The 21771-nt window shown below is 37.4% G+C and carries 17 protein-coding genes; 13 read left to right on the plus strand and 4 right to left on the minus strand.

The genetic code is table 11. The annotated features are described in order from the left end of the window. Positions 1 to 57: 57 nt before the first annotated feature. The 12 genes from pyrR to LD272_RS17885 all read left to right on the plus strand — a co-directional run bounded on the left by pyrR (position 58) and on the right by LD272_RS17885 (position 14565). Positions 58 to 600 (plus strand): bifunctional pyr operon transcriptional regulator/uracil phosphoribosyltransferase PyrR, encoded by a 543-nt coding sequence (gene pyrR, locus LD272_RS17830; protein ID WP_226037957.1) that lies wholly within the window; start codon positions 58 to 60, stop codon positions 598 to 600. Positions 601 to 774: 174 nt separating this feature from the next. Next, the gene (locus tag LD272_RS17835; protein WP_226037958.1) at positions 775 to 2157 is read left to right on the plus strand and encodes a solute carrier family 23 protein; all 1383 of its coding nucleotides are present in this window, start codon (positions 775 to 777) and stop codon (positions 2155 to 2157) included. A 71-nt stretch (positions 2158 to 2228) separates the two neighbouring features. Further along, a complete protein-coding gene (locus tag LD272_RS17840; RefSeq protein WP_226037959.1) occupies positions 2229 to 3161 on the plus strand; it encodes an aspartate carbamoyltransferase catalytic subunit in 933 nt (310 codons plus the stop codon). Next, a complete protein-coding gene (gene pyrC / locus LD272_RS17845) occupies positions 3118 to 4422 on the plus strand; it encodes a dihydroorotase (protein ID WP_226037960.1) in 1305 nt (434 codons plus the stop codon). Before LD272_RS17840 ends, pyrC begins: the two co-directional genes overlap by 44 nt. Continuing rightward, positions 4397 to 5512: a carbamoyl phosphate synthase small subunit gene (locus LD272_RS17850; RefSeq protein ID WP_226037961.1), complete on the plus strand. Its 1116-nt coding sequence runs from the start codon at positions 4397 to 4399 to the stop codon at positions 5510 to 5512. The genes pyrC and LD272_RS17850 overlap by 26 nt, the downstream gene beginning before the upstream one ends. Further along, positions 5491 to 8688, plus strand: a complete 3198-nt coding sequence (gene carB, locus LD272_RS17855) for a carbamoyl-phosphate synthase large subunit (protein WP_226037962.1) — start codon at positions 5491 to 5493, stop codon at positions 8686 to 8688. The genes LD272_RS17850 and carB overlap by 22 nt, the downstream gene beginning before the upstream one ends. Continuing rightward, entirely contained in the window at positions 8685 to 9455 is a 771-nt protein-coding gene (locus LD272_RS17860) for a dihydroorotate dehydrogenase electron transfer subunit (RefSeq protein ID WP_226037963.1), read from the plus strand. The genes carB and LD272_RS17860 overlap by 4 nt, the downstream gene beginning before the upstream one ends. Next, positions 9455 to 10390, plus strand: coding sequence for a dihydroorotate dehydrogenase (locus LD272_RS17865; RefSeq protein WP_226037964.1), 936 nt, complete (start codon positions 9455 to 9457; stop codon positions 10388 to 10390). Before LD272_RS17860 ends, LD272_RS17865 begins: the two co-directional genes overlap by 1 nt. Further along, the gene (pyrF, locus tag LD272_RS17870) at positions 10362 to 11075 is read left to right on the plus strand and encodes an orotidine-5'-phosphate decarboxylase (protein WP_226037965.1); all 714 of its coding nucleotides are present in this window, start codon (positions 10362 to 10364) and stop codon (positions 11073 to 11075) included. The genes LD272_RS17865 and pyrF overlap by 29 nt, the downstream gene beginning before the upstream one ends. Continuing rightward, a complete protein-coding gene (pyrE, locus tag LD272_RS17875) occupies positions 11062 to 11685 on the plus strand; it encodes an orotate phosphoribosyltransferase (RefSeq protein WP_226037966.1) in 624 nt (207 codons plus the stop codon). Before pyrF ends, pyrE begins: the two co-directional genes overlap by 14 nt. A 123-nt stretch (positions 11686 to 11808) precedes the next feature. Further along, a complete protein-coding gene (locus LD272_RS17880; RefSeq protein ID WP_226037967.1) occupies positions 11809 to 13179 on the plus strand; it encodes an aldehyde dehydrogenase in 1371 nt (456 codons plus the stop codon). Positions 13180 to 13305: 126 nt separating this feature from the next. Next, entirely contained in the window at positions 13306 to 14565 is a 1260-nt protein-coding gene (locus LD272_RS17885) for a sensor domain-containing diguanylate cyclase (protein WP_226037968.1), read from the plus strand. 133 nt (positions 14566 to 14698) lie between these two features. Here LD272_RS17885 and LD272_RS17890 read toward each other — a convergent pair whose 3' ends face one another. From LD272_RS17890 to LD272_RS17900, 3 genes are all read right to left on the minus strand, one after another. Next, a complete protein-coding gene (locus LD272_RS17890; RefSeq protein ID WP_226037969.1) occupies positions 14699 to 15328 on the minus strand; it encodes a metal-dependent hydrolase in 630 nt (209 codons plus the stop codon). 36 nt (positions 15329 to 15364) lie between these two features. Then, positions 15365 to 16381, minus strand: coding sequence for an NADH:flavin oxidoreductase/NADH oxidase (locus LD272_RS17895; RefSeq protein WP_226037970.1), 1017 nt, complete (start codon positions 16379 to 16381; stop codon positions 15365 to 15367). Between the two features lie 129 nt (positions 16382 to 16510). Then, positions 16511 to 18232 (minus strand): Rqc2 family fibronectin-binding protein, encoded by a 1722-nt coding sequence (locus LD272_RS17900; RefSeq protein ID WP_226037971.1) that lies wholly within the window; start codon positions 18230 to 18232, stop codon positions 16511 to 16513. A gap of 197 nt (positions 18233 to 18429) precedes the next feature. Here LD272_RS17900 and LD272_RS17905 point away from each other — a divergent pair, with 197 nt between their 5' ends. Beyond that, a complete protein-coding gene (locus LD272_RS17905; RefSeq protein WP_226037972.1) occupies positions 18430 to 21078 on the plus strand; it encodes a calcium-translocating P-type ATPase, SERCA-type in 2649 nt (882 codons plus the stop codon). Between the two features lie 2 nt (positions 21079 to 21080). Here LD272_RS17905 and LD272_RS17910 read toward each other — a convergent pair. Next, on the minus strand, positions 21081 to 21771 hold a 691-nt coding region (locus tag LD272_RS17910; protein WP_226037973.1), incomplete at its 5' end, for a transposase.

Here is a 21771-nt window from a genome sequence, read left to right on the forward strand (position 1 = left end):
GGAGAAAAGGGGTTTTATTATTGGGTCAAACAAAATTTTCAAGGAGGAGGTAGAGCAATGAATAAGAAAGCCACTGTATTAGACGGACCAGCAATTAAAAGAGCACTGACAAGAATTGCTCATGAAATCCTTGAAAAAAATAAAGGTGTAGACGGCTTGACGTTAGTAGGCATAAAAACAAGAGGTATTCCGATAGCAAGAAGATTAAGAGATAAAATTGCTGAGATAGAGGGTGTTGAGGTTCCTTTAGGTGAGCTTGATATTACATTGTACAGAGATGATCTTTCACATGTTAAAGAAAATCAGGAACCAAAGCTAAATGAAACAAGAATTAACGACCAGATCGCTGGTAAGAAATTGATTCTTATCGATGATGTTTTATTTACTGGTAGAACAGTTAGAGCGGCAATGGATGCAATCATTGACCAAGGAAGGCCGACGCAGATTCAATTGGCAGTATTGGTTGACCGGGGTCACAGAGAATTACCGATAAGAGCTGATTATATTGGCAAAAATATCCCAACATCACAAGACGAAGTAATTGTAGTAGAGCTTGGCGAAATAGATGAACAAGACCAAGTTAGTATCTACGAGAAATAAATATCAAACCTTTAAATAAGTCCGAGAGGCTTGTAAGGTTGCTAAAGGATACGTGTATCATAAACACGTCTGCCTCTTTGCGACCTGCAAAGAGGCTATTTTATTGCAAAAAATAAAACTAGTTAAATAAAATATCAGATAAATCAGGGATAGAATTATGAGGAGGAAAAGGATATGAGTCAAAATAACGCAGCATTGGACCTACACGAAGTACCAAAAATTCACAAATGGATTACATTAAGTTTACAGCATTTATTCGCCATGTTTGGTGCTACTATTCTAGTACCATTTTTAACAGGCCTTTCACCAGCGGTCGCACTCGTTTCAAGTGGTTTAGGCACATTAGCATATCTCTTAATTACTAAAGGTCAAATCCCAGCATATCTAGGATCAAGCTTCGCGTTTATTGCGCCTGTAATAGCCGCAAGTGCAGCTAGTGGAATACCTGGAGCGATGATAGGTAGCTTTTTAGCAGGGTTAGTATATGGCTTGTTGGCACTTTTAATTGGAGCATTTGGATTAGATTGGTTGATGAAAATACTTCCGCCAATCGTAGTTGGTCCAGTAATTATTGTTATCGGGCTTGGTCTTGCTTCTACTGCGATTGACATGGCGATGAATGTGGACGGGGCTTACAGTGGAAAACATTTCACCGTTGCATTAGTAACACTAGCAATTACAATTGTTGCTTCATTATTTTTTAAAGGATTTTTTGGACTCATTCCTATTTTGATTGGTATTGTTGGAGGTTACATTTTCGGTTTGTTCCAAGGAATTGTTGATACGACTGGAGTTAACGCCGCGTGGACAGAAATTATTTCTGCTGATTCGATTGGTGGGGTTTTAGGAGCAATCTTCCATGTACCAGATTTTGTTGTACCATTTGTTCATTATTCACCATTTGAAATTATTAGCTGGGAAATCGCTTTGATCATGGTACCGGTAGCGGCAGTAACTATTGCTGAACACATCGGTGACCAAATGGTTTTATCTAAAGTTGTTGGACGTAATTTCGTTAAGAAACCAGGCTTACACCGGTCTATTCTTGGTGACGGGGTAGCAACAGTGATTGGTTCATTGATTGGTGGCCCGCCAAACACTACGTATGGCGAGAACATCGGTGTCTTAGCCATTACTAGAGTATTTAGTGTCTTTGTTATCGCGGGTGCAGCTTGTTTTGCAATAGTATTCGGTTTCATTGGAATTGTTACAGAAGTGATTGCTTCCATTCCTACAGCAGTTATGGGGGGCGTATCGATTCTTTTATTCGGTATTATCGCATCAAGTGGATTAAGAATGTTAATTGATAATCAATTAGACTTAGGTGACAAACGCAACTTAATCATCTCTTCTGTCATTCTAGTAATCGGTATTGGTGGTGCATTGATAGAAATAAATATTGCTGATGTAGATGTCCAAGTTGCTGGAATGGCTCTAGCTACGATTATCGGAATTATCTTAAATCTTATTTTACCAGGCAAGGAATCAGGATTCGGAAATGGTAGCATGTTCCAAACAAATACAGAAGTAAAAAACAATAATAAACAGATTAGTTAACATATGGGACTGTTCAAACCACATGAAGAGAGTGTGGTAAAGAGCAGTCCCTTAATCTAAGGAGGCGCAGTATGAAACATTTTGTATCAATGAAAAACCTGTCGGAGCATGAAATTTTACAGTTAATTAAATTGTCTGAAGAATTTAGACAAAATGAAATTCATCCTTTCGATAAGCAATTGTTTGCTGCAAATCTATTTTTTGAACCTAGTACCAGAACAAAAGTGAGTTTTACAGTCGCACAAAGAAAGCTAGGTTTAGAGGTTTTAGACTTTTCAAGTGACATCTCTAGTGTGACGAAGGGGGAGAGCATTTATGATACAGCGAGAACATTTGAGTCAGTTGGAGCTTCTCTGTTAGTAGTAAGACACCCAGAAGATAATATTGTTCAACAACTATCTGAGGAATTATCGATCCCGGTCATTAACGCTGGAGATGGTAAGGGGGAACATCCTACCCAATCTTTACTGGACCTAATAACAATCCACCAGGAATATCAAAAGTTTAATGGTTTAAAGGTTGCGATAGTAGGTGACATCAAACATAGCCGTGTTGCAAGGTCAAATGCCTACGCTTTAACTACCCTTGGAGCAAAAGTGTTTCTGTCATCCAAACCTGATTGGCAAGATGAGACACTTCCATTTCCTTATATAGAGATTGATGAAGCAGTGGAACAATGTGACGTTGTTATGCTTTTAAGGATCCAACATGAAAGACATCAAGGTCAAGCTATGATGACAAGTGAAGACTACTTACAGCGTTATGGTCTAACGATTGAACGAGAAAAAAGAATGAAACAAAACGCAATCATTATGCACCCTGCACCAGTGAATAGAGGCGTTGAAATCGACGATTCTTTAGTCGAATGCGATCGTTCTAGAATATTTAAGCAAATGACTAACGGGGTAACAGCTAGGATGGCAGTTATGTACCGATTAATACAAGATGGAGGGATAGCTCATGCGAACGATTTTAGTCAACGCAATGCAGTTAACAGCAGATAATCAATTAGTTCCTTGTGAGATTGCGATTAAGGATGGTGTTATCGAGGGAATTGGAGAGAAGTTTCCTTCATTACCTGAGGATGAAGTAATAGATTGTAAGGGGAATTTAGTAACACCGGGTTTCATTGACGTTCATGTTCACTTAAGGGAACCGGGTGGAGAAGCAAAAGAAACAATCGAAACAGGGACAAAAGCGGCAGCAAGAGGCGGATATACGACGATTTGTTCGATGCCTAATACGAGACCGGTTCCTGATAACGAAACTACCTTGAAAGAAATTTTAAATAAAATTGATCACACCTCACATATACGAGTGATTCCATACGCGTCAATCACAGAAAGACTATTGGGTGAAAACCTTACTGATATGGAAGCTTTAAAAAACGCGGGAGCATTTGCTTTTACTGATGATGGAGTAGGTATTCAAACTGCTGATAAAATGCTTAAGGCGATGGAACAGGCGGCACGTCTAAACATGCCAATCGTTGCACATTGTGAAGACAACTCGCTAATCCATCAAGGAGTGGTTCACGAAGGCTCAACGAGTAAAAAAATGGATCTGCCCGGGATCCCGTCTATTTGTGAATCCGTACAAATTGCAAGAGACGTGTTATTAGCTGAAGCTACAGGATGTCATTACCATGTCTGTCACGTTAGTACAAAAGAGTCTGTTCGTGTCATACGAGACGCTAAAAAAGCTGGAATTCATGTTACGGCTGAAGTTACGCCTCATCATTTATTATTAACTGAAGAAGACATTACAACTAATGATGGCAACTACAAAATGAATCCACCGTTACGATCAAGAAATGACCAACAAGCATTATTAGCTGGATTGTTAGATGGAACAATTGATTTTATCGCTACCGATCACGCACCACATACAGAGGAAGAGAAACAACAAGGTCTGTTACTAGCACCATTTGGAATTGTTGGATTCGAAACAGCTTTTTCATTATTAAATACACACTTAGTAAAAACTGAAATAATTACGCTTAAACAACTAATTGATTGGATGACAGTTAAACCGGCTAATGTGTTCAACTTGCCTTATGGAATACTAGAACAAGGTGTACCAGCAGATCTAACAGTGATCAACTTAGACATGAAAAAAAAGATAGACAAGGAAAGTTTTTATTCGAAGGGTAAGAACACCCCGTTCCACGGATGGGAAGTAACAGGACTCCCTGTTAAAACAATCGCAGCAGGAAAAATCGTTTTTGAGGAGGCTAATGATGGGAAAACGACAACTCGTACTTGAGGATGGAACAACATTTACTGGAACAGGATTTGGAAGTATGGAACAAAGTATTGGAGAGGTAGTCTTCAATACTGGCATGACAGGTTATCAGGAAATATTATCTGATCCATCTTATTGTGGTCAAATTGTCACAATGACCTACCCACTTATCGGAAATTACGGTATTAATAGAGATGACTTTGAAACAATTACCCCTTCCATTCATGGATTGATTGTTAAGGAAGTGTGTGACACCCCATCAAATTTTCGTAATGAAGAGAGCTTGGATAGTTATTTGAAAGCAAATAACATTCCTGGAATAGCGGGAATTGACACGAGAAAATTAACAAAAATCATTCGAAAACACGGTACGATGAGAGCAATGTTTACATCTACAGATCAGGTTTTAGAAGAGTCGGTGCTAACGATTGAACAAACTCAAGTAATGAAGGACCAAGTAGAAAGTGTTTCAACAATAAAACCTTATGTCGTTCCTGGTCGTGGGTATCGAATTGTATTAGTAGACTTTGGAATGAAGCACGGCATCCTTAGAGAATTAACAAAACGATACTGTCATGTAACAGTTGTTCCATACCATTATAGTGCAGAAAATATTCTCAGGTTAAAACCAGATGGAGTTATGTTGACAAACGGTCCAGGCGACCCCAAAGATGTACCAGAAGCAATCGAAATGATAACTAGTATTATAGATAGCGTACCGGTGTTTGGTATTTGTCTCGGACATCAACTTCTAGCACTGGCTTGTGGAGCGGATACTGAAAAGATGAAATTTGGTCATAGAGGTTCGAATCACCCAGTAAAAGACTTATTAGAAAATAAAACGTATATAACTTCTCAAAACCATGGTTATGCTGTGCGACTAGATTCACTTTCAAATACAAAGCTTGAGCTAACGCAAATTGCGTTAAATGATCATACGGTTGAAGGCATACAACATTCGATACTTCCTGCCTTCTCAGTTCAATATCATCCTGAGAGCTCACCAGGACCAGAAGATACAAACCATTTATTTGATGAATTTTTATCGAAAATTAAGAGCCATCAAACGAACATCAAGGAGGGAACTTCATGCCAAAGCGTAAAGATCTAAATAAAATTCTTGTGATTGGTTCTGGTCCTATTGTTATTGGCCAGGCAGCCGAGTTTGATTATTCAGGCACTCAGGCTTGTCAATCATTAAAAGAAGAAGGTTATACGGTTATCCTAGCAAACTCAAATCCAGCGACAATCATGACCGACCATACCATTGCTGATACAGTTTACATGGAACCTTTGACGGTGGAATTTTTGACGAAAATCATCCGTAAAGAACAACCAGATGCTGTTTTACCAACACTAGGTGGACAAACTGGTTTAAATCTTGCTGTTCAATTAGAAGCTACTGGTATTTTAAAAGAATATAATACGGAGTTACTTGGAACCTCTTTAGATGCCATTCAACAAGCAGAAGATCGAGAGAAATTCAGAACGTTAATGAATGAACTAAATGAACCAGTACCTGACAGCGCAATTGTCAATACAGTAGAACAAGCATGTGCATTTGCTGCTGAAATAGGTTTCCCGCTAATCGTTCGACCTGCATATACGCTAGGTGGAACTGGGGGTGGGATGTGTTATGACGATGCTGAACTTAGAGACATCACTCGCAATGGTTTGGCTTTATCGCCTGTAAACCAGTGTCTTATCGAAAGAAATATTGCTGGATTTAAGGAAGTAGAGTATGAAGTAATGAGAGATAAAAATGACCAAGCTATTGTTGTATGTAATATGGAAAATATTGATCCTGTTGGCATTCATACCGGTGATTCAATTGTTACTGCTCCATCACAGACACTTAGTGACCGTGAATATCAATTACTACGGAATGCTTCACTTAAAATCATTCGCGCTTTAAAAATAGAGGGTGGTTGTAACGTACAGCTAGCAATAGACCCAAATAGCTTTCAGTACTATATTATTGAGGTGAATCCTCGTGTCAGTAGATCGTCTGCTTTAGCATCTAAGGCGACTGGTTATCCGATTGCTAAAATCGCAGCGAAGATTGCAGTCGGTATGACGTTAGATGAAATCATCAATCCAATTACAGGTACTACTTATGCCTGTTACGAGCCTGCTTTAGATTATGTTGTTACTAAACTTCCACGTTTTCCGTTTGACAAATTCACAACTGGAAATCGGATCCTTGGAACGCAAATGAAAGCAACTGGTGAAGTAATGGCGATTGGAAGAAATTTTGAAGAGTCGATTCTAAAAGGGATTCGTTCACTAGATATAAGCTCAGAGGATTTTTGGTTAAAGAGTTTAATTGATTTATCACTAGATGAACTGAAAACTAGACTACAGAAAGCTGATGATGAACGTATCTATATTTTGGCTGAGGCTCTACGCCGTGAGCTTTCGGTTGACGAGATCTTTGAAATTACGAAAATTGATCGTTTCTTCTTAATTAAATTAAAGAAAATTATCGATATGGAAGTAGAGTTGAAGACAGATAATTCAACGGAAAAATTACGTGAAGCAAAGAGAATGGGCTTTTCCGATACAACAATCGCTCGATTATGGGATACGGATGTTGATGATATTTATACCAATAGAATGGAGCAAGGAATACGTCCTGTCTACAAGATGGTAGATACATGTGCCGCTGAATTCGAATCGGAAACACCATACTTTTATAGCACATATGAAGAGGAAAATGAATCAGTTTCCTCTGACCGTAACAAGGTAATTGTACTTGGTTCAGGGCCAATCCGTATTGGTCAAGGAATAGAGTTCGACTATGCGACTGTTCATTCGGTGCTTGCATTAAAAGAAGCAGGTTATGAAGCAATTATTATGAATAATAATCCTGAAACAGTCTCAACTGACTTTAGTGTGTCTGACAAACTATATTTTGAACCTCTAACATTAGAGGATGTCATGCATGTTGTCGAATTAGAAAAGCCAATCGGAGTAGTCGTCCAATTTGGTGGCCAGACGGCTATTAATCTAGCAGATGGATTACAACGTCGAGGAGTTGCAATTCTTGGCACATCACTCGAGTCAATTGATACAGCGGAAAACCGCGACAAATTTGAACAGTTGCTGAATGACTTGAATATTCTTCAGCCGAATGGTAGAAGTGTTCAAAAATTAGATCAAGCAATTGATGCTGCCAATCAAATTGGTTACCCGGTACTTGTTCGACCATCTTATGTTATTGGCGGAAGTCAAATGGAGATTGTTTATAGTGACGAAGAATTATACGGCTACTTGAAAAAATCCAATAAAATTGAACATAAGCATCCAGTACTAATTGACAAATATCTAACAGGAATAGAAGTTGAGGTAGATGCCATTAGTGACGGGGTGACAACAATAATCCCAGGAATAATGGAACATATTGAACGAGCTGGCGTGCACTCTGGTGATTCGATTGCAGTGTATCCTACTCAACGAATTAGTGAAGAAGTGAAAAAGCAATGTGTTGATATTACATTAAAAATCGCTGCAAGACTTGAAGTGAAAGGGCTCATTAATATTCAATTCGTTGTCCATAAAAATGAAGTATATGTGTTAGAGGTAAATCCAAGAGCAAGTCGAACTATACCATTTTTAAGTAAAATTACTGGTGTAACAATGGCTAATTTAGCTACCAGATGTATTATTGGGCAATCATTGAACGAGCTAGGCTATCAAGCTGGTGTTTTACCAGAACCGGAACATGTTTCTGTCAAAGTACCTGTTTTCTCGTTTGAAAAACTCCGTAGTGTCGATACGTTACTAGGACCTGAAATGAAGTCAACGGGAGAGGCAATCGGTCGTGATAAGACTTTGGAAAAAGCACTATATAAAGGCTTAATTGCTTCTGGATTATCGATTCCAATGGAAGGATCAGTACTCTTAACTGTGGCAGATAAAGATAAGCAAGAAACTACTGAAATTGCGAAGAAGTTCCATCAACTTGGTTTCCAACTTTATGCAACTGAAGGTACAGCCTCCTATTTCAAGGACTACGGAATACCTGTCAAACAGGTAGGGAAAATTGGTGCTTATGGTGAAAATGTGCTGTCCATTATTGAAAATGAAAAAGTGCAATTTGTTGTTAATACGCTAACGTCCGGCAAACAGCCACGCTCTGATGGTTTTAGAATCCGTCGGGAAGCTGTTGAGCATGGGATTGCTTGTTTAACTAGCTTAGACACAGCCCAAGCAATCGTAAATGTAATTGACTCAACAACATTTACAGCACGACCGGTAGTAGAAAAAAGGACTGTTGTCTTGTGATAAACAAACAAATGATGACTATTGTTGCCAAGGATGACATCGCTAAAGACACAATTGAGATGAAATTGTTAGGTTCAGTTAATTTAAATTCAGCTGAACCAGGACAATTTGTTCATATTAATGTAGGAAACAGTACTTCTAATATGCTAAGAAGACCGATATCTATTGCAGACGTAAACAAGGATCAACAAACAATCACGATTATATTTAAAGTAATTGGATCAGGCACCGACCAACTTAGAAAGTGTGTAATAGGTGATGATCTTGATGTGCTTGTTCCATGTGGTAAGGGATATCCAATTGACAATCTTCCAGCAACAAGAGCACTTTTAATTGGAGGGGGTATTGGCGTTCCTCCACTCTATTATCTTGCGAAACAATTACATGAAAAAGGGGTAGAGGTTACTTCAATTCTAGGATTTCAAACAAAAGACAATGTTTTCTATCATTCTGAGTTTGAAGAATTTGGCTCGTGTCATATTGTTACCGATGATGGAAGCTATGGGTTCAAAGGCTATGTAACGGATGTACTAGATAACGAAAACATTGATTTTGATTACTTCTTTTCATGTGGACCAACAGGCATGTTAAAGGCAGTCTCAAATAAGTTAGAGCACAAAAAGGGATATATATCAATTGAGCAGCGGATGGGTTGCGGTATTGGCGCATGCTACGCCTGTGTTGTTCCAACCAACGATCAATCGGGTGGCTTTAAAAAAATCTGTAAAGATGGCCCAGTATTTCGTGTGAATGAGGTGGTGTTATAATGTCTCTTCAAATAAATCTACCAGGTTTAGCTTTAAAAAATCCGATTATGCCAGCTTCTGGTTGTTTTGGATTTGGACGTGAGTATGGTGAGGTGTTTGATTTAAATCAATTAGGTGCAATTATAATTAAAGCGGCAACCAAAGAGGAACGTTATGGCAATCAGACTCCAAGAGTCGCTGAAACGTCTTCTGGAATGTTAAATGCTATCGGACTACAAAATCCTGGAGTAAATAATATAATTGACAATGAACTGCCATTTTTAGCAAACTACGATGTTCCAATAATTGCTAATGTTGCCGGTAGTAGTGTTGAGGAGTATATAGAAGTAACGAAGGCTTTTACCCGAACGTCAACAGTGAAAGCAATTGAATTAAATATATCTTGTCCTAATGTAAAAGAAGGGGGCATCCAGTTTGGAACGGATCCAGAACTAGCAGCTGAAGTAACACGTCGAGTCAAGGAAGTAAGTCATGTGCCGGTCTATGTGAAATTATCACCAAATGTATCTAATATTGGGGCAATGGCAAAAGCAGTTGAATCTGCAGGTGCTGATGGTCTATCGATGATAAATACACTCACTGGTATGCAAATCAATTTGTCATCAAAGAGGCCTTTACTTGCTAATAAAACGGGCGGATTGTCTGGCCCTGCAATAAAGCCAGTAGCTATTCGGATGATTTATGAAGTTAAGCAGCAAGTTTCGATACCAATTATTGGTATGGGTGGAATTATGACGGCTGAGGATGTGTTAGAGTTTTTACTTGCTGGAGCGAATGCGGTAGCGATTGGAACAGCTAATTTTAATAACCCATTTATTTGTCCGGAAATTATTGGAGAATTACCGGGTGTTTTAACTAAATATGGATTCGATTCAGTTGAAGATGCGATTGGAAAGGGGCACGAGCATGGATACACCTATTTATCTCGCACTTGATTTCCCAACTTGGGAAGAAAGCAGTGCATTTATTGACAGCAACGGGCTACAAGGAATCCCGGTAAAAGTAGGAATGGAACTTTTTTATCGAGAAGGACCTAGAGTAATCGAACAGTTAAAAGAAAATAACCATTCGATTTTCTTGGATTTAAAACTTCATGACATTCCGACAACGGTAAATAAAGCAATGAAAAACCTAGCTAAACTGGGTGTTGATATTGTTAATGTCCATGCTCTAGGAGGTAGTGAAATGATAAAGGCTGCTAAAGAGGGTCTTATTAAAGGTGCAGTAAATAAAGAGGTGCCAAAATTACTTGCTGTAACATTGTTGACATCAATGGGAGAATCTACACTAAAACAAGAATTACATGTGAACGATACAATTGAATCTACAGTTGTCCGACTTGCTAAATTAGCAAACGACAGTGGGGCAGACGGGGTGGTTTGTTCTGCACATGAAGCAAATAAAATAAAGATAAGTTGTGGTTTTGATTTTCTAACTGTTACTCCAGGTATTCGATTAACGAATTCAGCTAACAATGATCAAAAGCGGATTGCAACGCCTGTTTTCGCAAAACAAAATGGTGCAGATGCGATTGTGATTGGTAGAAGCATCACACAAGCAAAACAGCCAATAAAAGCTTATCAACAGGCACTGAAGGAGTGGGGAAATGTCATTAAGTAATCAAATAGCGAAAGATTTATATGAAATTGAAGCAGTTCAAATCAAGCCCGATCGTTCTTTTACCTGGACCTCAGGAATTAAATCCCCAATCTATTGTGATAATCGACTAACACTATCTTATCCAGCAGTTAGAGAAAAAATTGCTGAAGCATTTGTAGAGATTATTGAAGCAATGGATGAAAAGCCTGACGTAATTGCTGGTTGTGCTACTGCTGGAATTCCACATGCAGCTTGGCTTGCACAACGGTTAGGTTTGCCAATGGTGTATGTTAGATCTAAACCTAAAGCCCATGGTAAAGGAAACCAAATCGAAGGAAAGATAAAAAAAGGACAAAATGTTGTTGTTATTGAAGATTTGATCTCTACTGGTGGTTCCTCAATTAATTCCGCATTGGCTTTACGTGAAGCGGGTGCACATGTGCTAGGTGTTCTCGCCATTTTTAGTTATGGAATCAAACAGGCTAAAGAAAACTTTACGAGTAATAATTTATTTATTCGTACCATTACTGATTTTGATGCACTTCTTAAGGAGTTAATTGCCGTAGAAAGATTAACAACAAGTGAATTTGCCGACTTAATTAATTGGCGAGACGAGTTATTTACATCCTAAAAAAACCTTCTATTAGTATATTCATGTAAACCGTTTGGTTCACATGAATATTTTTTTGGCTTTTTTACTGCTATAATCATAGTTAAAAGATTGTAATACAATCTATATTGGAGTTGGTCTAAGATGAACAAGTATAATGAAATGCTAAAAAAGCAAAAACAATTTTTTTTCACTGACAAAACAAAATCAGTCTCTTTTCGAATAGAAGCGTTGGAAAAGCTATTACAGGCAATTAAGAAATACGAAGAGGAACTAATGGCGGCATTGAAAATAGATTTAAATAAGTCTGCATTCGATGCTTATACGACTGAAATTGGAATTTTATATCAAGAAATCAAATTTAATAAACGTCATTTAAAAGAATGGACTAAACCTAACAAGGTTAAAACACCGTTAACACACACCGGTTCAAAGAGCTATATATATGCTGAACCCTATGGATCTACGTTAGTTATTGCACCGTGGAATTATCCGTTCCAGTTAGCAGTTGCGCCTATTATTGGGGCAATAGCAGCAGGAAATTGTGTGGTGTTAAAACCCTCAGAGCTTACACCTACAACATCTCAAGTCTTAAACAAACTTCTATCCGAAACCTTTCCGGAAGAATACATCTGTGTAGTCGAAGGAGGGGTGGAAACTAGCCAAGCATTATTAAAGGAACCATTTGATTACCTATTTTTCACTGGAAGTGTATCAGTTGGTAAAATTATGATGGAAGCGGCTGCCAAACAACTTACCCCAATCACATTAGAATTAGGTGGTAAAAGTCCATGTATCGTACATAAGGATGCACATTTAAAATTAGCAGCGAAGCGGATTGCTTGGGGGAAATTCACTAATGCCGGACAAACTTGTGTAGCACCTGATTATTTATATGTCGATCGCCAAGTTAAACAAGAATTTTTAAGGGAATTACAGAAGTCTATCCTTGAATTATATGGTGAACAACCTCTCGACAACGAAGACTTCACCCACATTATTAACGTAAAGCACTTTAATCGATTATCCGCTTTTCTAACTGACGGAGAAACGTTACTTGGAGGAGGAACAGATAAAGATAGGCTTGTGATTGAACCAACCGTGTTAACGAATATTAATTGGTCCGATAAAGTAATGGGAGATGAGATATTCGGTCCGATTTTACCGATTATGGAATATGAGAATTTAACCGATGTAATAAATGAAGTCAATCAACATCCGAAACCTCTGGCGCTGTACTTGTTTTCAGAAAGCAGAAAAATACAAGGACAAGTGATGACCCAAATTTCATATGGAGGAGGGTGTATTAATGATACAATTTATCACCTTAGTTCACCGCACTTGCCATTTGGTGGTGTAGGAGCGAGTGGGATGGGTTCTTATCATGGTAAAGCAGGTTTTGACACATTCTCACACAAGAAGAGCATCATGAAACAAACGACGAAGTTTGATATTCCGCTGAGGTATCCAAATGTAAAAGATGGACTAAAGAAGATTAAGTTGTTTTTAAAATAATGGAATTGACAAAGTCAGTTTGTAGTTGAATCTGGATTGTTGACTTAAACAAAACTATTAAGTTATAAGTGTACATGATAAAATGCTAGTTTGATTACACTATTATTTTTTACAAGAGGTCATATTATGGAAGAAATATCAGTAGCGTATAATTATCCTATAACTCTCATCTCATTTTTTATCGCAGTTATTGCGTGTTTCACTTCAATTGAATTGTTAGGAAGAGTATTATCTAATGTAAGAAATAAAGTCCGTTGGGTTTTAGCAAGTTCTATTACTATGGGAACTGGGACTTGGACGATGCATTTTACTGGAATGCTTGCTTTTGAACCTAGTGTTCCTATTGTTTATGATGGAATTTACACTACACTCTCACTGATAATCCCAATTTTAACATCATTTTTTGCATTCTATTTAACTACAGTCACCTTCAAGCAGTTAAACTATAAAAGTCTATTTTTATCAGCTACTATACTGGGACTGGGATTATCTTCTATGCACTATATTGGAATGCGTGGAATGAAAATAGAAGCCTACATTGAACACAATTATATCCTTGTCATGTTTTCAATACTTATCGCATTAATTGCTTCCTTTGTATTACTAGTTGTAATCTTTAAAGTAAGAACTCAATTTTTATATATCTATCATTTTCCGGTTTCTGTTTTAATGGGGGTTTCTATAAGTTGCATGCATTATGTTGGAATGGAATCTATGACATTATTTGAGAATGAAGAAAGTGGATTCCATGGACATTCGTCGATATGGGAAATTCATGTTAACTCGGACTTTATGTTAATCAGCTCGGTCATAGTAACTATTACTATGATTGTAATCATGTACACTATCTCAATAAGAAATAAGAGCATTCAATCAAAAATTCATCATATGGCATATCACGATCCTTTAACCGGTCTGCCTAATCGCTATATGTTGAATGAGTATTTTCATAAAGCACTAGCTCGTTATAATCGTAATAATAAAGAATTTGCGGTTATCTTTTTAGATTTAGACAATTTTAAATTTATAAATGATACTATGGGTCATGATGTTGGCGATTATGTATTAAAACAAGTTGCAGTAAGATTGTTAAAAAGTGTACGTGATGGGGATGTTGTTACCCGCCGGGGTGGAGACGAATTTCTTATTTTATTGGACGGAATTGATGAGTCTCAAGTTAAAGAAGTAGCTGAACGTATTTTATCTAGTTTTACTGTACCTTTTATTTTGGGTGAAAAAGAGTGTTTTACTTCTTCCAGTATTGGAATTAGCATAGCTCCGATTGATGGACAAGATTTAGAAACACTTACTAAGTGTGCTGATAAAGCCATGTATTTGGCTAAAAAACAAGGTAAAAACAACTATCAATTTCATACAAATTGGTAAATAATTGATGAAAGATTTTTTCGCAAATCCCAGCACTATATAGTTTATTTGAAGTAAAAGGAAAGGCTACCCTGATAGGTAGCCTTAAATCTGGACTTTTTCTAAACAATCTGAAAAAGAGTATCTTTACTATTTATATTTCTTTCGATGAAATTGGCAAAAATAGCTTAATTCCGCGTTTATTAAAGGGTAACAGTTTAAGGTCACCAATCAAATGACTGACGTATCCAATTAAACATGCATAGAAAACACCATCAATGCCGAGTGCAAGTTCGAATTTGGAAGCAATAATCCCAAAGAAGATTACACCTACTATCGAATGGGTGTAACTGCGATGTGGAAGAAAAGAAGCGATTAAAATATAAATCCCAAATAGAAGTAACCATTGTTCTTGTATATAGAATCCGCCTGTTAATACGCCGATACCTGTCATCGTTAGCATATGTTTTTGTCTTATGAATGACGATCCGACAATAATCCCCAATCCGATTCCAATAGAAACCCAATTCTCTTTAGGCGTTCCCCCTTCATAAAAACTATAAAAGACCAACAGAATCCCGATTAACTGAGCGGTTTTTTGAATCACTTTATGAGAAAGGGTGATTTTGTCACGAAGCTTCCCGTCAATATCGAGATCAGGTATTAGTCCTGAAATCCCTGCTAATCCAACTAAAAGGATTGTCGTTGAAGGATTGGCTTGAAAAGTGTTTGCAACGATAAATCCTGATGTAGCTCCAATTGCTGCGTGTGTAGTTCCATTCACTTTTAATTCCACCTTAGTATGTTTAGAAAGATTATGTTAAATACTGTAGCCAGCATCAAGCTGTTTAGGTGTGAGTTTTTTGCCTCCTAATGCTAATGAGGCTTCATTTGCCCAATAAGGATTTCTTAGCATACCTCGGCCAACAGCAACTAAATCAGCTTTTTGATCTAGAATCACCTGATTACTAAAATGGGTATCATCCATTCTACCAACTGCTATAATTGGGATATTTAGCTCTTGTTTAAATTTATTCGCGAAATCGACTTGGTATCCAAGCCCAGTCGAAGAGGGACCATTTCTACTTTCGCCTCCAGAAGAAACATCAAACATATCAACGCCTGCTTCCTTATAGCGTTTTGCTAGATCAATTGAATAATCTAAATCATAACCACCAGGACCATACTCGACAGCTGAAATTCTCATAATTAGCGGCATGTCTTCTGGAAGTACTCTTCTAGCTGCTTTAATAATTTCTACGCCAAAAAGGCTCTTGTCATCGCCGTATTTATCTGTTCGTTGATTGGTAAGAGGGGACTGGAATTGGTGTATTAAGTATCCATGTGCACCATGTAGCTCAATTGTATCAACGCCTGCCTTAATTGCGCGTTCAAAAGCTAATTCGAATTTAGTAACCAGCTGTTCCACTTCTTTTGTTGTCAGCTCTCTAGGTGCTTTATAATCATCAGAAAAAGCAACCGATGTACTAGACACAGGCTGATCTGCATCTTCAGCTTTTCTTCCGGCATGAGCAATTTGAATACCAACCTTTGCTCCGTAACTATGACAGCTATCAATGATTTTTTTGAAAGCTGGTATGTGGTCATCAGACCAGATACCTAGGTCAAAATCTGAAATTCTACCGTCTGGCTCTACATCGGTCATTTCCATTAATATTAATCCAGTGCCACCTATTGCTCGGCTCGTATAGTGAGAGAAATGCCAATCATTTGGTATTCCATCTTTTGCAGTAACTGAATACTGGCACATCGGCGACATAACAATTCGATTCTTGAGAGTCAAATCTTTCAATTCAAAAGTCTTTAGTAAGTTCATATCGATTTTCCTTTCTTAATTAAAGGTGATCTTGTTTAGAATTTTCAACTTAATGGAGAAAATAATAATGTTAAATAAAAAAAGAATCAAGCAAACTGACTTAGCCAGCTTGCTTAATTCTAACTGAACTTATTTCGGTTTTTCTTTTAATTTTTCAACTATTTCTACTTCAGGTGTAACGAATAGAGTTTTTTGATTATCGTATGTCACAAATCCTGGTTTTGCGCCATTTGGTTTTTTGACATGGCGAATCAAAGTGTAATCTACTGGTACAGAAGCAGATTGTTTTGATTTACTAAAGCTTGCTGCTAATTGTGCTGCTTCAAATAACGTTTCATCACTTGGATTTCGATCTCTAATTACAACATGTGAGCCTGGGATATCCTTAGTATGTAACCAAAAGTCATCCCTAGCTGCCATTTTTGTCGTTAAATATTCATTCTGCTTATTGTTTTTCCCAACCAAGATTAACGTGCCATCGCTGGCAAAAAATTGCTCTGGTTCTGGCTTCTTCGTTTTTTTATTTTTTTTCTTTTGTTGTTTTGGTTTTGATTTCAGATAGCCTTCTTCTCGTAGTTCATCTCTAATTTCTTCAATATCCTGAACTCTTGCTCCGTCGATTTGCTGAATTAGTTCGTCTAAATAGTTAATTTCTTGTTCAGCTTTTGTCAGTTCTTGGACGACCATTTGTTTCGATTTTTTTAGTTTTTGGTACGTTTTAAAGTAGGATTGAGCATTCTCACTAGGTGTTTTGTTTGGATTTAGCTCAATAGTTATTTCGTTTTGTTCTGGATCATAATAATCAACTACGGATGCAACTTTATCTCCATGTTTTAGTACATGCATATTAGCAGTTAATAATTCACCTAACCGTTGATAGCTTTCGGCTTGTTCAGCTTTAGTAAACGCCTGATTTAGTTTTTTTATTTTACGGATATTCTTATCTCGTTCATTTTTAAGAAATCTTATCAAGTCACCTGCTTGTTGTTTCACTCGATCTCTTTCGGCTTTCCCTGAATAAAATTTGTCTAATAAAGTACTAATCGTGGGAAAGCTTTCTTTATTTTCTTCGGATACTGATGAAAGAGATAATACATAAAAATCTAGCTTTTCTCCTTTTATCAACTCTGGTTGATAATTGTGATTTACAAGAGTCGACTGTAAATCAGAAAAAACCTTTTTATACGCTTCATAAGAGCCTAGGTTAGCTTTTTTCACAATTTCTGTTGCTATTAGTGGTGAAAATCCCATAAAATTACTAACTATTTGTTTATCAATCTTGCCAGCATTAAAATCAAGCTTCTTAATAAATGTTTCTTCGTCAGTAGTAATCGGATTAATCTTACCTTGGTCTGGTGGGAGTTTATATTCCTGACCAGGCATGATTGTTCGATGTCTATTTTGCGTGGGCGGTACATGTTTAATACTGTCAAGGATGTGCCCTTTTTCTTTGTCCACCAATAGAATATTACTATGTTTGCCCATTACTTCGATAATTAAAGTCTTTTGTGTTTCATCTCCAATTTCATTTTTACCTTTTGTATGAAATAAAACAATTCGTTCATTTTCATATTGTTCAACAGACTCGATTACTCCACCTACTAAATGCTTTCTAAGGAGCATACATAACATAGATGGCTCTTTAGGGTTCTGGTAATTATCTGTTGTCAGGTGAAACCGAGCATAACTAGGATGTGCGGATAATAGTAATGTTTTGTTTTTTCCTTGGTTCCTTATTGTCAGTAATAATTCTGATTCTGTTGGTTGGTATATTTTCAATAATCGACCAGAGACAAGTTCGTTGTTTAGCTCATGCGTCATTGCTCTAGTTACTATTCCATCGAATGCCATTGGATCACCTCGTTACAAATTATAGCATGGGAGGACTTGCACACAAACCCTAAGAATTTTGATTTTAGATTTATGTTAGAACCGGTATTTATAGGTATTTATAGTAAGCCCATATAGCTAGACTATAATTATAGCATTTTTCGGGACAAGTCTGAATACATATGAAAGTGACTGACTCGTACATGGAGGAATGCTATGTGAATTGGTATAAATTAGATGCCAACCAATTAGAAAAGAAGCTAGGAGTAGATGAGAATAAAGGACTAACCTCAAAAGACGCAGAAAATCGCTTGAAAAAATTTGGACAGAACGTACTAGAAGACGGGAAACAACCATCATTGTTCCTACTATTTTTAAAGCAGTTTCAAGATTTTATGGTATTAGTTTTACTTGCAGCAACGCTCATTTCAGGGTTGCTTGGTGAATACGTTGATGCGATTGCAATTATGGTTATTGTAATGATTAACGGATTAATTGGATTTTTTCAAGAACAAAAAGCTGAGAAGTCGTTAGCTAAATTAAAAGAGTTATCGGCACCAATGGCTAATGTACTCCGTGATGGTAAATGGGTAAAAATACCTTCAAGTGATGTAGTAATAGGGGACATAGTTAAATTATCAAGCGGTGACAGGGTATCTGCTGATGTGCGAATTACACAATCTAATAGTTTAGAAATGGAAGAATCTGCACTTACAGGTGAGTCTCTACCAACAGCAAAACATGCTAATGCAATTCAACAGGAAAACATGGAACCTGCTGATCAAAAAAACATGGCTTTTATGGGTACTTTGGTTACCAGAGGTAGCGGAATAGGGATTGTAGTTGGGACAGGTATGAAAACGGCAATGGGACAAATTGCTGACTTATTAGTGAAAACAGAAAAGGTGGCAACTCCGTTAGAAAGAAAGTTAGCTGAGCTTGGAAAAATCTTAATATTAGTTGCTTTACTATTAACTGCATTTGTCGTTTTTGTGGGTGTATATCAAGGCCAACCAATGTATGACATGTTTTTGGCTGGTGTTTCACTAGCTGTAGCAGCTATACCAGAGGGATTACCTGCTATAGTGACTGTTGCTCTATCTTTAGGTGTACAACGAATGATTAAGAAAAAAGCAATTGTCAGAAAGCTTTCAGCTGTTGAGACGCTCGGCAGTGCTTCTGTCATTTGTTCAGACAAAACTGGAACGATGACAGAAAACCAAATGACTGTTAAAGAAATTTATCTCAATCATGAAACCGTATTTGTTTCAGGTGAAGGTTATGATGTGAAAGGTTCTTTCTACCAAAATGATAAGAAAGTTAAAGACCCAAGCTTAGATAGTTTATTACTCTACGGGGCTTTATGTAATCACTCCACTTTAAATAAAAAGAAAGGGAAAGGCTTTATTGATGGGGATCCAACTGAAGGCGCATTATTGGTTGCTGCTAGAAAAGCTGGTATTACATTAGAAGATACCGAAAAATTTCGAATTATCCATGAGATACCGTTTGACTCAGACAGAAAGCGAATGACGGTTGTAGTAGAAGATGAGGATCAAAATCGCTTTGTTATTACCAAAGGTGCTCCTGATGTGCTATTGCCACGAACAAATTATATATCAGACCATGGAAACAGAAGGCCAATGCGTGCGAAAGATCAAAATCAAATCGGGCAAGCAATTGACAAAATGGCGGGTCAAGCATTAAGAACGATAGCGGTTTGTGTGAAATCCGTAAAACCCAACCAACAATTTGATGATGTATTGCTAGAAAAAGACCTAACCTTTATCGGAATTAACGGAATGATAGATCCTCCAAGAAAAGAAGTTAAGGACGCGATTAGGGAGTGTAACGATGCAGGGATTAAAACCGTTATGATCACAGGGGACCATGCTAAAACAGCGCACGCAATTGCAAAACAACTCGAATTAATTCCTAATCACGGCAAGGTTTTAGAAGGTCACCAGGTTAGTCGTATGACCGAGGAACAATTGAGCGATATTATCGAAGATGTTTATGTATTTGCACGTGTTACCCCCGAGCATAAGTTGAAAATTGTTAAGGCATTTCAAAAACGTGGACATGTAGTGGCAATGACAGGTGATGGCATCAATGATGCGCCGGCTATTAAAGCTAGTGACATCGGCATAAGTATGGGGCATAGTGGTACAGACGTAGCTAAAGAGGCATCGGCTTTGGTGCTTCTAGACGATAATTTCGCTACGATTAAATCAGCGATAAAAGAAGGAAGAAATATCTATGAAAATATTCGTAAATTTATTCGTTATTTGCTAGCTTCGAATGTTGGAGAAATTTTAGTTATGTTGTTTGCTATGTTACTAGGATTGCCTCTACCATTAATACCTGTTCAAATTTTATGGGTCAATCTAGTTACAGATGGCCTACCGGCAATGGCGCTTGGACTCGATCAAGCAGAAGATGACGTGATGAAACGGGATCCAAGGAGTCCGAAAGAAGGAATATTTGCAAGAGGATTAGGATTTAAAATAATTAGTAGAGGTTTCATGATAGGTATCGTGACTTTAATTGCATTTATGACTACTTATCAGGGAAATCCAGAACATTTGCGGTATGCTCAGACAATTGCTTTCACAACACTAGTAATGGCTCAATTGATTCACGTGTTTGATTGTCGTAGTGACCGGTCGGTATTTGCAAGAAATCCATTCCAAAACTTATACCTTGTTGGTGCAGTAATATCCTCGTTACTATTATTAGTAGTAGTAATTTATTTTGAACCGTTACAAGAGGTTTTCCATACGATGGATTTAGGACTAAGAGATTGGCTGTTTATATTATCACTTAGTGCCATTCCTACTGTATTATTTGGATTCACAAAAAAATAATGCTAGAAATAAAGAGGCTGGGACATAACTAGCCAAAAATAACGAAAAAAAGTTCCGATCATCATCGAAAGATGGTCGGAACCTTTTTTTGTTAAATTATTTTCAGGATTTGTTGCACCATTCGCATGCTTAGCGGTGTACTTTCTCAAATTCACCGCCATGAATGCAAACCCTAATTCATTTTCTGCTTTCTTTTTTCCTCTCACAGACATACGAGTGAAACGCAAATTAGCCTTCAAAAATCCGAAGACTGGTTCCACATCTATTTTTCGTTTGCCATAGAATTTACCGGTTTCTTTTTCTGAAAGCTGTTGTTTTGTGTATGCTTTTTGTTGTTCCCATTTTTCGTTGTAATATATTTTCCGATTATTTCCTTCCTTTGCTTTTGTACATTGTGAACGTAATGGACAATCCGAACAGTCCTCACATTCATAGACTTTAAAGGCTCGGGTGAAGTTATCTTTACCTGTCCGTTTGGACAGATACTGGAACGCCACTTTTTTACCATTTGGACAGAGGAAAGAGTCACTCGCTTCATCATACTCCCAGTTCGTTGTATTAAAAGGATTTTGCTTATATTTCTTTGTCTTCTCTTTTCGATACATATTATATGTAATTAGTGGGATGCGTTCCCGATTAATTAGGACATCATCGTAATTTTGTTCACTTCCATAGCCTGCATCAGCGACGATA

This window comes from Aquibacillus saliphilus (assembly GCF_020404745.1).
In the GTDB taxonomy this organism is placed as follows: domain Bacteria; phylum Bacillota; class Bacilli; order Bacillales; family Amphibacillaceae; genus Aquibacillus; species Aquibacillus saliphilus.